The following is a 12,955-nucleotide window of genomic DNA, read 5'->3' on the forward strand; positions in this document are numbered from 1 at the left end:
ACTAAAAATCTTTCCTTAAGCTTAGATTTACTCTGTTCTCTTTATATTCCGAACTGAGATTAGTCGACGTTCGGTTACTGTGAGCCAGGGTAATATCAACAGACAACTCTTCAATAGGCTCGACTTCTAATCCAAGATCCCAAATTCGATAGTGATCTTTTGTTGCTGACTGCCCTTCTCGTCCAAACTTGTAGTAGTCGTATTTAAAACTAGACGATAAGGTCGCTTTTCTCGTTAGATTATGTTCAACAGAAAATGTACTGCCATAGGAGTCAGTGTCAGCGTTCTGAGACAAATCACTGATTGCTTCTTGCTCTCTTCCCCTCAGCTCTAAAGTGAAGGTATTACGCCTTAACTCCAAGCTTGATTCCCATGTCAGAGTTTTGTTTACTGTTAACTCTTCCACTCTGTTCCCATCGACCAAAGTTCTTCTATTATAGCCAGAGATTTCCTCTACATAGGTAATTGAGTTTGTTAGCCTTTTATTTTTATGCCGGAAAGAAAAATCATACGCGTCACCATAAAAGCGCTTAGTATATTCAAATGATAAGGCGGTTCTTGGTGTCGGGATAAGATAAATCTCTCCACTCCAAAAATCTTCTCCATCGCCTTTCAGGTCAAATTCATAAGCCAGTTCAATAAAAGAGCGACGATGCCAGTAATAACGAACACCCGGACCTAAAGTTGTCGTATCTGCGCTGTCAATGTTACTTTGTCCAATGTAGTCTTCTAAGTTAAAGCCTATAAATGGACTAACTCCTTTCATTTGCTGTAGTCCAAATTTATGTTCTAACTCATGAATTTGCGTTCTACTATTATCACTCCTACCTATGTTTGTTGTATATGAGTAATCTGTGGTCCAGAATATCTTTTTAATGGCCTTTCCATTATCAAAACTTAGCTCCGCAGAATACTCATTGTTATCGCCGATATTGTCTTCATTTAAGGTGACGTCAGAGTCGATTCGCGCGCTAAGATCCACAACACCCCTAGGGTTACTTTGGTAAGATAAGCCAACACCAAAATTTTTTGTCTCAATCGTATCACTAGTTACTATGTCATTGTTTGCATTGTCCCTGATGCTGCGCGCGATGTTATCTATAGAGGCATTTGCATCTGCTCTGAACTGAGTCTGAGAAAAAAGGCCTTTATCCGCAGTAAAACTCAGCTCGTTATACGTGGCGTTGTCTACTGAATCATGAGAATAGAATAGCTTTCTGATTTGATAATCTAATGACAAGTTTCCATCATTGCCCTCGGACTTAACCTCAAGCCCGGCCGCTAGTGTTGCGATTTCGCTGCTTTCTTTATTTTCAGCAACCAAATCAACATTGTCTGTATATGTAAACTCACTTAGCGCAAAAGGAGTCAATTCCAACTCAGCTGAAAATGCTGGAAAACTAGCCAATACATAAAATGATGAAAGAAAAACGCTTCTACTTTTTACCCTTAGAACCATAGCCGTATCCATAGCCATACCCATATCCGTATCCATAACCACTACCAGTGTTATGGACCGCCTTATTTATGACGAACCCGACTGCCATATCCTCATTCAGTAATGAGACCGCTTGCTCGACATCCGTCATTTTTGTTTTATTTTGTTCCACAACAAGAACAGCCTGACCAATTAGATTCGATAATGTTACGGTTTCAACCACCCCTATAAGTGGTGGGCAATCTAATACGATCATCCTGTCCGGGTATCTGTTGGATAACTCTTCCATTAGCGCTTGCATTCTGTCGCTGGACAAAAGCTCGTAACTGAGGTGGTGGGACATTCCGGCTGGAAGAATACGTAAATCTTCAATAGATGTGGGATAAATAATATCCGCTATGTTCTCTACGTCACCCAACAAGTAATCGATCAACCCAGGTTTTTCATCGAGTTCAAGCGTTTCCGCCACGCTTGGATTAAGTACATCAGCATCGATTAACAAAACCGTTTTATCTTTTTCCGAGGCGATACTTAATGCCAGGTTAATCGCGACAAAAGTTTTTCCTTCATTTGGTTTGGAGCTGGAAACCATGACAGAATTTCCGTTCTGGATGAACTCAGATCTTTCACCAAATGCATTTTTAATCAACTTATGTTTTATGGCTCGAAACTCATCTTTTACCTGACGCTCTCTGGGATCGCTTCCACCTGAGATCATGCCCAAAGACCGCAGCTTGTTCTTCTTTATCTGCAAAACACGTCTGTCATCTTGAATATTTAATGGTGCAGGTGCAATGTTAGCATCAGGTGGTACAGAAACCTTCTCTCTAACCTCTACTTCTTCCGCCACATTTGGCCTGTCAACCAACTTATTCATAGCTTTAACAATAGTACTCACAGTAAAAACATCCCTTGTAACTTAGTAACGCCGTCAAGTAGCTTGTGTTGAACAGCAGGTATTGTGTTAAATGCCATAACAGCAACAAATAGCATCACCAAAACACTATTCCCAAAAACAAACCATTTGGTTTTTCGTTTCTCCCAAGATGCAAGTCCTGAGCTCTCAGTCGCAGAAACGACACCAAGAACTGGATAATCAACCAGTTGATATAACTGCCTTGTTGACGAAACTACTGGAGAAATCTGACTGACTAAAAATGAGGCCCCTAACCCAGCGCCTAATCCAAGAACTAACACCGCAGACAAAAGTAGCGGGCGCATTGGCCCAGATGGTGTAGAAGGAACCCTGGGTGCATCGATAATCCTAAATTTAATATCATCAGAAGAGTCACCTACACTTTGTGATATTAGCGCGCTTTCTCTTCTTGATAGCAGTTGGTTGTACTTCTCTTTTGTGATGTTGTAATTACGAGTCAGCGCAGTGAGTTTTGCTTCTACATCAGGCACCTTATCAAGTTTGTCCTGAAGCTCGGCAATCTTACTTTCATATCTCTGAACCCTCACTCGTAACGATGCAACCTCACTTTCCAGTTGACTTGTTGCCAGCTTGAGATCTTTATACACCAGGTTGTTTGCAAGTACTTCGCTAACAGAGTAGGACTTCAGTGTTTTTGACCTTAAGTTTTGCAACTCTTCTAGCTGACGACGAGTTTCGACAACATCTGGATGTTTATCTGTAAACCTAAATAACAACTCATCAAGGCGTTGTTGCAGACTATTTATGCGTTCATCATATTCTGTTCTGACTTTTGAAACTTGATCCGAGGCGCGAGCTTCCTCTCTTAACAGTTGCGTCCTTGAAGATTCTGCTCTGGTCTCAGCCTCGCTTAACGCTAATTGCGCATCTTCCAGATATGTTCTGCTGCTTTCTAACTGCGAATAATAGCCCCTATCACTACCAGGCATTATTCCTCGGTGCTCCCGCTTAAAGTCCGCGAGTTTTTTTTCTGCTTCACTTAAACGAGCTTCGTACTCATCAATTTGTCCAGTGATAATTTGACTGGCCTGATCGGTATCGAGTCTTTTCTCACTCAGCGTATTCTCAACAAAAACGTTGAGTGTCGCCTGAACCACATCTTTTGCATATCTGGGCTCCGAACCTGCATAGCTGATGGTATATAAGTTCTCTCTACCCGCTGATTTAATTTTAATGTTCGACTGAAGGTCACCAATAATAGCTTCGTATTCTTGACTATTTGTCGCCCTTACATCTGCATCGATATCTCTGGCGATCGTCTCTAAGTTTGGACGACTCAGTAGAGTTTTCGCCATCAGCTCTAACTCCCTGGTTGGATCTGTCTGAATAGCTAATCCACGCAGCAGTGGCTGAAGTATCGATCGAGTATCAGCGTAAATTCTGGCTTCAGAGGTATATTGGTTTGGCAATGTTGTTATGTACAGCCATCCCAGTGGGCAAACAATCCAACTGACTATCAGTATATACCGCCTTTTTAACCAGACTCCTCGTATATACTGAATAATCTCCTCTAACATTTCCTGCATAATCTTTGTTACTCCAATTAATACCAAGCTTCTGGAATAATGATTATGTCTCCAGGCAATATGTCGACATTCGCATCGATTTCGCCATCAGTGATCAACCTATCTATGTTTAAACCAAACTGCTTTTGTTGGCCGTTGACCACTCTAATCAAGGTTGCATCGTCACCGTTTGCAAACTCGGTTAACCCACCTACCGCAATCATTACATCCAACAAAGTCATGTTCTCGGTGTAACTAATGGCCTGAGGTTCTGAAGCCTCTCCAATGACACGGACCTGCTCGCTAAATGGCCCGGTAAATCCTCCTACTATTACAGATACAATGGGATCCCTAAGGTATTCGGATAACACGGATTCTATTTCTCGCGCCAACTCAGTTGGTGTTCTGCCTGATGCTTCGATATCCTCAACTAAAGAAGTAGTTATCATTCCATCTGGTCTCACCGTATAAGTGCCGGAAACTTCTGGGTTACCCCATACAAATATTTGCAATGAGTCACCTGGACCTATCAAATAGTAGTAGTCATCAATATTTTGCGTCAGCGATGGATGAACTGTTGCAGAAGGCAATTGAGGCAGAGAATTTGAACAAGCGGTGATTAAAGCCACCCCCAAAAGTAGCAATACTTTAGTTAGCCTGTCGAATAGTAGTCTAGTTCTTTCCATAGTTTCCACCGTAAGCGTTATCGAATCATCCATAATTGAATCTGACTATAGCTACCACAAAATCTAAACTAATGAGGTAGTAACAAAAAATCATCAAATAATAGTATAGCACTCAATCTGTACTATAAAACTGTAACCTTAATACAATATTTATTTATTATACAATATATTAAATTAAGACAACGAACGAGAATTCTTATAAGTTAGAATGTCCAAAAATATAAACTTTCCGCTTAGACAAAGCATCTTATCCTAGTATATTATCAATTCATGAGAGGGAGATCGACGGTAAAGAAAATCGGATGCATAAGTTGTTTATATGCACCTGTTTTATTATATTCCAATTCATTCAAATGAAACCAAATAGTTGTTACATTACAATGAGTTAAACATATTGACACTTACCGTTACTTTTGCATTAAGTTCAATTTAGATTTATTTGAATGCACAACCAATAGAGTATTCTATCTAAATTTATCTTTAATCGCATGGAATAAGAGATTGATAGCTATGGCTGGATCACATTTTAGCGAACTAAAACCAAGCAGCATTATAATTATTGTCGTAGACCTAATTGCAATAATTTCAACTTTTTTAGTTGGTGTATCATTATTAAGATTTAATCAACAAATTGACGCACCTACCTATGTCAGCTTTTCAACTTACGTACACTTAGTTGTATTTTTGCCTATAATGCTACTTTCTACTCTCGCTGTCGGCTTATATAACGAAAAATTAAGAGAAACCTTTACAGGGATTGCAGTGCGAATACTTGTAAGTACAGCAGTGTCATACCTCCTATCAAAAGCGATATACCAAATAATTGTTCTAGATGAACTCCCTCTTTATTTCTTGGAGGCGTTCTATGTATCTATTTTCGTTGTAACAGTATTAACTCGATTTGCAGCTAGCAAAACTCCATATAAACAGGTAGGTTCACGGAGAACTTTAGTATTAGGGGCAGGCACACGAGCAAGCATTATTGAGAAATGCATGAGACGCCAGTCCGATAGAGTCGGAATTACCATCGTAGGCTTTGTCCCTATGAGTGGAGATTCAGAAGATGCATTGAAACGTGAAAAGAAAATAGCCGTAGAAAACTCTCTTGAGTCTTTTGTTGTAAAGCACGACATACATGAAATCGTTATCGCAACAGACGAAAGAAGAAACGTATTACCAAATGACTCGTTGTTTAACTGTAAGAGAGTCGGCATTAAAATTACTGATATCATAGACTTTGTAGAAAGAGAAACCGGACAGGTTGCCGTCAACCATATCTACCCGTCCTGGATAATCTATGGGCACAATAACTCATCTAACTCAGCTAAAAGATCATTCGAATGGGCATTTAACTCACTTATAGCTTTAGCAATCTTTTTAATTACCTGGCCATTCATGTTAGCTACCTACTTCATGATAAAACTAGAGGATGGACTCGCTGCTCCGGTACTTTATTCTCAGACAAGAACTGGCCTTCATGGCAAGTTGTTCAAAATCTACAAATTCAGAAGTATGAAAACTGACGCCGAGAAATATGGTGCGCAGTGGGCATCTGAAAAAGATCCAAGAGTAACAAAAGTCGGTAATTTTATTCGAAAATACAGAATCGATGAGCTACCTCAGTTATTTAATGTGGTACGAGGCGATATGGGTTTCGTTGGCCCAAGACCAGAACGCCCACAATTCATTGAAAAATTTGAAGAATCCATTCCATATTACAATCATAGACTCAACGTAAAACCTGGGTTAACTGGCTGGGCGCAGCTGAAATACCCTTATGGCGCAAGCGAAGAAGATGCAGTAGAAAAGTTAAAATTTGATCTCTATTACATAAAAAACCGAGGTTTCATATTTGATTTGCTAATCTTATTAAGAACGGCAGAGATAATCCTTTTTGGTAAAGGTAGATAACTCAACAAACTGAATAATAAAGGCGCTAAGGAATGGAGCCAATAAGTTGTAATGCAATGACAGTCGATGTGGAAGATTACTTTCATGTCGCTGCTTTTTCGGGAAAAATAGACGTATCAGAATGGGGAAATAAGTACCCACCAAGAGTTGAACAAAACACTCATCGAGTCCTGGAGCTGTTCGATACTCACAACACTAAAGCCACATTTTTTATGTTGGGCTGGGTTGCTGAGTCATTTCCACATTTGTGCCGTGAGATTGTTAATAACGGGCATGAACTCGCTAGCCACGGATATGCTCATCAGAAAGCAAACTCTCAATCTCGAAACGAATTTAAACAAGATGTACACCGGAGCAAATCCTTTTTAGAGGATACGACTGGTACACAGGTTATTGGTTATCGTGCCCCCAGTTTTTCAATAGACCCTAGTAACGAGTGGGCGTTTGAGGTGCTTTCCGAGCTTGGTTTTATTTATAGCAGTAGCACTTACCCTGTCAAACATGACCTTTACGGTGCACCTGATTGGCCAAAGTTTATCTATCGCAGAATAGAAGGGATTTATGAGATTCCTATCCCTACAAACTGCACCGCTGGGGCAAATTTACCCATAGGAGGCGGAGGCTTTTTTCGACTCTACCCTTATTTATTAAGCAGGTATCTTATAAATAGTTATTTGAAACAGTCTGGTAAGCCTTATAGCTTCTATTTTCACCCTTGGGAAATAGATAAAAATCAACCAAGAATGAAAGGTGTGCCATTGAAATCTTCATTCAGACACTACCTTAATCTAGGTCGAATGGAAAACAGGCTTAAACGATTATTGGGTCATTACCAATGGGACACAATGAGTAACGTTTACCAATTAAATGGATCGAATAAATGACAGCAGCATTAAAGATCAGAAAGATAAATGATCAGGATTTCTCGGCATGGGATGATTATGTCGATGCTCATTTCCAAGGTAGTTTTTTTCATCTCACTGGATGGATAAAGGTAATAAAAGACTCGTTTAACCACAAACAACACTATTTAATGGCTACTCAGGATGACAAGGTTGTTGGTGTCTTGCCTTTAGTCGAGCAAAAAAGTCGCATATTCGGTCATGCGTTGGTTTCTACTCCATTTTGTGTCTATGGTGGGGTGCTCTCAGACAACGATGATATCGCTCAGTCACTTGAACAAGAGGCCTATGATCTAGGCTGTTCTTTGAACGTGGATTACATAGAACTCCGCGATCGTCAACCACGAGCTACCAATGGTGTATGGCAGTCTCATTGTCATCACACAACATTCTCGTGCCTGCTAGGGGATGACTCGGAACAGATATTGACTTCTGTAAAAAGAAAACAAAGAGCTGTAATAAGACACTCCCTGAAGAATGGGCTAAATTGGGACAATCAAGACAACCCTGAACTCTGTTATGACGTTTATGCTGAGAGTGTAAGAAACTTAGGAACACCAGTATTCAACAAAAAACTATTTACCTCCTTAAAGGATGTGTTCGGTGACAAATGCGAAACTCTCGTCGTCAAAGATGATGAAGGTAGGCCAGTGTCAAGCGTACTCAGCTTTTATTATAAAGACGAAGTACTGCCCTATTACGGAGGAGGTATTTTTGATGCCAGAGCATTAAAAAGCAATGACTTCATGTATTACCAACTTATGTGTTTAGCGAAACAGAAAGGAAAGCGTCGTTTTGATTTTGGCCGTAGTAAAAACGATTCTGGCTCCTATAAATATAAGAAAAACTGGGGAATGGAGGAAGAGAAGCTGCACTACAGAATCGCTTTAATTGATAGTAAAGAGTTACCAAACCTATCCCCAAACAACCCTAAATATAAGTTTTTTATAAATGTGTGGCAAAAAATGCCACTGGGCCTCAGCCGAATAGTCGGTCCACATTTATCTAAGTATCTTGGTTAACGCACATGAAAGAAAAGTTACTCTATTTATGCCATCGCATTCCTTTTCCTGCGAATAAAGGAGATAAAATCACGACGTGCAATATCCTCAAGTTTCTTAGTCAGCACTATGACGTTTATTTGGGTTGCTTTATTGATGACCCATATGACGAGAAGTACAAAGATGATGTACGAGACTTATGCAAAGAGGCCTTCTTCGTCGATTTAAGTCCTGCGAAAGCCAAAATCAAAGGATTAAGCGCTTTTATTACCGGAAAACCTATCACTCTGCCTCATTATCACAGTAGAAAAATGCAGCAGTGGGTAAATAGTATCGTCCATAAAGAAAGCATTCAAAAGGCCTTCATCTACTCAGGCTGTATGGCTCAATATGTGCTTACAAAAGATACGCCAGAGCTTCATAAGGTAATGCAGTTTGCTGACATAGACTCAGATAAATGGCGTCAATACAGTGACAAAACCAAAGGAATAATGAGTTGGGTATATCGACGAGAATACCGAACTCTAGAAAAATATGAGAAGCATGTCGCCAAAAAGTTTGCCGTAAGCTGTTTTATCTCGGATAAAGAGACTGAAATGTTTCGAAGCATGCTAAATGGTAATGCTAACAGCAAGATCCAGACACTAAGCAATGGCATAGACGTTGACTTTTTTTCACCAACTTCGAGACACTCTCTTGAAGAAAATTACCCTTTGGACAAGGAAAACTACATCGTTTTCACAGGAGCGATGGGATATTGGGCGAACGCTGATGCCGTTCAGTGGTTCACTGATAATGTATGGCCGTTAGTTTACAAAAAACTTCCTAATAGCAAATTCTATATCGTAGGCTCTTCACCCTCAAAACAGGTTTCCAACCTAAACGAAGTACCAGGCGTAGTTATTACGGGCCGTGTAGAAGATGTTCGTCCATACCTTTCACACGCCAAAGCAGCGGTAGCGCCTATGCAAATCGCTCGCGGAATTCAAAACAAGATTTTGGAAGCCATGGCTATGGAACTCCCGGTAGCGGCGACAAAACTGGGAATAGAAGGTATAGAGAAGTACCCAGATAATCATATATTTATATCAGACGACCCCGAGCATTTTGCGGAGTGGGTAGTTGAAAAGCTCACTCATACTAGTCATGCGAAAGAATCGAGGGATTGGTTAAAATTAAATTACAGTTGGGACGCTAAACTCTCGCCATTATTAAGCTATCTGGAAGCGCCGTATGATTAAAGCCTCGCTTCTTAGGTTCGGCCTTCCAATACTCACGTGGACTTATGTTTTTTTTGAGTCCATTACAGGGATGGTAGCCGTATGGGGTCAGTCGAAGACTTATGAACATAGTTTTTTGATTGTTCCTATATGCCTCTGGCTAGTGTGGCAAGAAAAACACCGCTTCAACCTCCGAAACCTATCGATATCCTGGCCACCTTTATTTCTATTAACCTTCCCATGCTTACTATGGATAATAGGAAGGGTTGCTGATATCGCTTTATTTGAGCATGTTGCCGCAGTGACAAGTCTTCAACTGATTCTGTGGGCGATGCTGGGAAATAAAGTCGCTAAGTCTTTCTACTTTCCAATAATTTATCTGTTTTTTTGTATACCGTTTGGTGAAGAACTGGTCCCATACCTACAATCGATCACTGCGGATATCTCAGTAGCTCTGGTTCGATTTAGTGGTATTCCTATCTATAGAGAAGGCATGTATCTGACGATCCCCAATGGGTTATTTGAAGTAGCCGAAGCGTGCTCTGGAATAAGGTTCCTGATTTCAAGCATCGCTCTTGGGACTCTATTTGCCTATATGTTCTTCTCCGCTCCTTGGAAGATGGCTCTATTTATTGCTTTCTCATGCATACTACCGATTATCGCTAACGGATTTAGAGCATACGGTATCATTGTTATTGGATATTACAGTGATATGAAATACGCTACAGGCGCTGATCACCTGATTTACGGTTGGTTCTTTTTCAGCTTCATTACCATCATTAGCTTCTCAATAGCCTATTTTTTTAAAGAGAAACACTTACACACCAACACAGATGCAAAACTACCCGGATTTGTTATCGAGCCCAGCAACAATGCCATTATTGCGTCTCTATTTACATTAGCGTTACTAATTGGGGTAAAAGTTTGGAGCGATTCAATCATTACTACAGAGCAGACTGTAAACCATACTCTCGATTTTCCTGAACAAACTATTCCCGGAAAAAGCTCTGAGTGGGGTGTATCCTTTCCACACGCTAAAATAAAACAAAAAAGGGTTACCTCCGATGGTAAAACCGAACTTTTTGCTGCCAGATACTCGTTAAATCAAAAAAAAGGAGAGCTCATTAGCTATATCAACAGGTTATACGACAAAAACATGTGGACATTAGATGGTCGCAAGTCTATTCAAATAACAACACCTCATAACCGTAGTTTTGATGCCACCTACCTCAATGTCACGAACAGCAGGGGCGAAAAACTCGCAATTCTGTATTGGTATTGTATTAACGAGTATTGCTCGACGGATAAGCTGAAGCTAAAGCTCGAAAGAGCTTCGACACTGATATCGGGAACGGCTGGCTATGCTGATGTTCGTGCTATAGCGAGCAGGGACTCATCTGAGATAGATTTAGCTCGGGTAGCATCAGAATGGATATCAGCCGATAGGATAAGGAAGTAAATATACGATGTGCGGTATCTCAGGGATATACAATTTAAGACAGGCTCCTTCTGTCGACTTGGAATTACTTAAAACTATCAATAGAGTACAGAGTCATCGAGGGCCCGATGATGAAGGCTATTACATCGAGCCTGATATCGGTCTGGCCCACAGACGTTTATCCATCATAGATTTGGCTGGCGGACACCAGCCTGTATTTAATGAAGATAAATCTGTTTGCGTGGTATTTAACGGCGAAATCTATAACTTTCAGACTTTGGTTAACGAACTAGTAGCGTTGGGGCATCAGTTCTCAACGCTTTCAGATACAGAAGTTATTGTACATGCATGGGAAGCATGGGGAGTAGAATGTCTGGAAAAGTTCCAAGGGATGTTTACTTTTGCACTATGGGATATAAATCAACGACAGCTATTTATTGCCCGCGACCGATTAGGTAAGAAGCCTCTGTACTATACCGAGACACAATCTGGTCAGTTGGTATTTGGTTCTGAGCTAAAAGTACTTTTAGCACACCCTGAGGTAAATAAAACGCTTCGTCAAGAAATGGCAGAAGAGTTCTTAATGTATGGTTATGTGCCTGATCCCTATACCGCATACAAAGATATCTATAAGCTCAATCCGGGACACTACTTACTGCTTACTGCCAACAGTAGTGCTAATCCAGTTCAGTACTGGGATCTTACCTTTCCTGAAGCTCAAATATCTTTTGAGCAAGCGCAGGAAGAGCTCATAGAAAATCTCAAACAAGCGGTAAAAATACGAATGCTTGCAGATGTTCCGTTAGGCGCATTTCTTTCCGGTGGCGTCGATTCCAGCGCCATCGTTGCAATTATGGCACAGTTGCAGGACGACCCGATAAACACTTGTGCAATCGGTTTTAATGAAAAAGAATACGATGAGACCAGTTACGCATCTCAAATTGCAACCCGGTACAAAACCAATCACGTCAATCAGATTGTTTCGTCTGATGATTACAGCCTTATTAGTAACCTAATTAATGTTTATGACGAGCCTTTCGCAGATAGCTCTGCCCTACCAACATACCGTGTTTGTCAATTAGCCAGACAGTCTGTCAAAGTTGCACTTTCCGGAGACGGTGGTGATGAAATCTTCGCTGGCTACCGCCGGCATCGCTTACAACTTGCAGAACACAGATTGCGCCAAAAACTCCCGCACTCGATAAGAAAACCTTTATTTGGCACATTAGCTCAGGTATATCCAAAAGCAGACTGGGCACCTAAGTTCCTGAGGGGGAAAACAACCTTCCAGTCTTTGTCCATGAATGCTGTGGAAGCTTATGGAAACACCATGTCACGTTTACGTTCAGAACAAAGACACTCACTGTTTAAAGCCGGATATCTTAAAGAACTTAACGGCTATACCGGGCTGGAAATCGTTAAAAAATATGCGGAGCAAGCTAGTACTGACGATCCGCTGAAAATGATCCAGTATCTGGATATAAAAACATGGTTATCAGGGGATATTCTGACAAAAGTGGACAGGGCGAGCATGGCAAACTCTCTCGAAGTAAGAGCACCACTACTGGATCATAAGTTCATTGAGTGGGCATTTTCAATACAAAGCAGCAGCAACATCCACGGAAGTCAGGGAAAGTATGCTTTTAAAAAAGCGCTTGAACCTCACGTTAACAAGGACATTCTTTATAGGCCAAAGATGGGCTTTAGTATTCCTATTTCTCAATGGTTTCGAGGTCCTCTACTGGAAAACTTACGTTCTGAAGTCCTTTCTGAAAAAATGTTAGACAGCGGGTATTTTGAGGCACGAGAACTAGAGAAGCTTGTTAGTAGTCATGCGAAGGGAACCAGCGATCACGGAGATTCGTTATGGTGTTTGTTGATGTTTGCTCAGTTTTTGAATAAGCAGTAGGAGCCTCG

The 12,955-nt window shown here is 40.8% G+C and carries 10 protein-coding genes; 6 read left to right on the forward strand and 4 right to left on the reverse strand.

The window, feature by feature from the left end; genetic code table 11:
* Position 1: 1 nt before the first annotated feature.
* Genes SNR28_RS19050 through SNR28_RS19065 form a run of 4 tightly spaced genes read right to left on the reverse strand, consistent with a single transcriptional unit; the run spans position 2 to position 4,566 of the window.
* Positions 2 to 1,495: a TIGR03016 family PEP-CTERM system-associated outer membrane protein gene (locus SNR28_RS19050; RefSeq protein WP_375750122.1), complete on the reverse strand. Its 1,494-nt coding sequence runs from the start codon at positions 1,493 to 1,495 to the stop codon at positions 2 to 4.
* Positions 1,437 to 2,315 (reverse strand): XrtA-associated tyrosine autokinase, encoded by an 879-nt coding sequence (locus tag SNR28_RS19055; protein ID WP_375750123.1) that lies wholly within the window; start codon positions 2,313 to 2,315, stop codon positions 1,437 to 1,439. The genes SNR28_RS19050 and SNR28_RS19055 overlap by 59 nt, the downstream gene beginning before the upstream one ends.
* Positions 2,316 to 2,332: 17 nt before the next feature.
* Positions 2,333 to 3,901: an XrtA system polysaccharide chain length determinant gene (locus SNR28_RS19060; protein WP_375750124.1), complete on the reverse strand. Its 1,569-nt coding sequence runs from the start codon at positions 3,899 to 3,901 to the stop codon at positions 2,333 to 2,335.
* Between the two features lie 17 nt (positions 3,902 to 3,918).
* On the reverse strand, positions 3,919 to 4,566 hold the full coding sequence (locus SNR28_RS19065) for an XrtA/PEP-CTERM system exopolysaccharide export protein (protein ID WP_375750125.1): 648 nt from the start codon (positions 4,564 to 4,566) through the stop codon (positions 3,919 to 3,921).
* 510 nt (positions 4,567 to 5,076) lie between these two features.
* Between SNR28_RS19065 and SNR28_RS19070 the strand changes: the two genes are divergently transcribed.
* The 6 genes from SNR28_RS19070 to SNR28_RS19095 are packed head-to-tail and all read left to right on the forward strand — an operon-like array spanning position 5,077 to position 12,947.
* On the forward strand, positions 5,077 to 6,477 hold the full coding sequence (locus SNR28_RS19070; protein ID WP_375750126.1) for a TIGR03013 family XrtA/PEP-CTERM system glycosyltransferase: 1,401 nt from the start codon (positions 5,077 to 5,079) through the stop codon (positions 6,475 to 6,477).
* Positions 6,478 to 6,533: 56 nt separating this feature from the next.
* Positions 6,534 to 7,361 (forward strand): XrtA system polysaccharide deacetylase, encoded by an 828-nt coding sequence (locus SNR28_RS19075; protein WP_375754121.1) that lies wholly within the window; start codon positions 6,534 to 6,536, stop codon positions 7,359 to 7,361.
* Positions 7,358 to 8,401, forward strand: a complete 1,044-nt coding sequence (locus tag SNR28_RS19080) for a FemAB family XrtA/PEP-CTERM system-associated protein (RefSeq protein ID WP_375750127.1) — start codon at positions 7,358 to 7,360, stop codon at positions 8,399 to 8,401. The genes SNR28_RS19075 and SNR28_RS19080 overlap by 4 nt, the downstream gene beginning before the upstream one ends.
* Positions 8,402 to 8,406: 5 nt before the next feature.
* On the forward strand, positions 8,407 to 9,621 hold the full coding sequence (locus tag SNR28_RS19085; RefSeq protein ID WP_375750128.1) for a TIGR03087 family PEP-CTERM/XrtA system glycosyltransferase: 1,215 nt from the start codon (positions 8,407 to 8,409) through the stop codon (positions 9,619 to 9,621).
* Complete coding sequence (gene xrtA, locus SNR28_RS19090) at positions 9,614 to 11,059, forward strand: exosortase A (protein WP_375750129.1); 1,446 nt, start codon at positions 9,614 to 9,616, stop codon at positions 11,057 to 11,059. The genes SNR28_RS19085 and xrtA overlap by 8 nt, the downstream gene beginning before the upstream one ends.
* A 7-nt stretch (positions 11,060 to 11,066) precedes the next feature.
* Positions 11,067 to 12,947 carry an XrtA/PEP-CTERM system amidotransferase gene (locus SNR28_RS19095; protein WP_375750130.1) on the forward strand — a complete coding sequence of 627 codons (1,881 nt, stop codon included), beginning with the start codon at positions 11,067 to 11,069 and terminating at the stop codon, positions 12,945 to 12,947.
* Positions 12,948 to 12,955 lie beyond the last annotated feature (8 nt).

This window comes from Vibrio iocasae (assembly GCF_042245395.1).
In the GTDB taxonomy this organism is placed as follows: Bacteria; Pseudomonadota; Gammaproteobacteria; order Enterobacterales; family Vibrionaceae; genus Vibrio; species Vibrio iocasae.

What these genes read in the sequence shown, in the direction of transcription:
- SNR28_RS19070 (WP_375750126.1), top strand. Translation starts at nt 5,077, where the DNA reads ATGGCTGGATCACATTTTAGCGAACTAAAACCAAGCAGCATTATAATT.
- xrtA (WP_375750129.1), top strand. Translation starts at nt 9,614, where the DNA reads ATGATTAAAGCCTCGCTTCTTAGGTTCGGCCTTCCAATACTCACGTGG.
- SNR28_RS19095 (WP_375750130.1), top strand. Translation starts at nt 11,067, where the DNA reads ATGTGCGGTATCTCAGGGATATACAATTTAAGACAGGCTCCTTCTGTC.
- SNR28_RS19060 (WP_375750124.1), bottom strand. Translation starts at nt 3,901, where the DNA reads ATGCAGGAAATGTTAGAGGAGATTATTCAGTATATACGAGGAGTCTGG.
- SNR28_RS19085 (WP_375750128.1), top strand. Translation starts at nt 8,407, where the DNA reads ATGAAAGAAAAGTTACTCTATTTATGCCATCGCATTCCTTTTCCTGCG.
- SNR28_RS19075 (WP_375754121.1), top strand. Translation starts at nt 6,534, where the DNA reads ATGACAGTCGATGTGGAAGATTACTTTCATGTCGCTGCTTTTTCGGGA.
- SNR28_RS19080 (WP_375750127.1), top strand. Translation starts at nt 7,358, where the DNA reads ATGACAGCAGCATTAAAGATCAGAAAGATAAATGATCAGGATTTCTCG.
- SNR28_RS19055 (WP_375750123.1), bottom strand. Translation starts at nt 2,315, where the DNA reads ATGAATAAGTTGGTTGACAGGCCAAATGTGGCGGAAGAAGTAGAGGTT.
- SNR28_RS19065 (WP_375750125.1), bottom strand. Translation starts at nt 4,566, where the DNA reads ATGGAAAGAACTAGACTACTATTCGACAGGCTAACTAAAGTATTGCTA.
- SNR28_RS19050 (WP_375750122.1), bottom strand. Translation starts at nt 1,495, where the DNA reads ATGGATACGGATATGGGTATGGCTATGGATACGGCTATGGTTCTAAGG.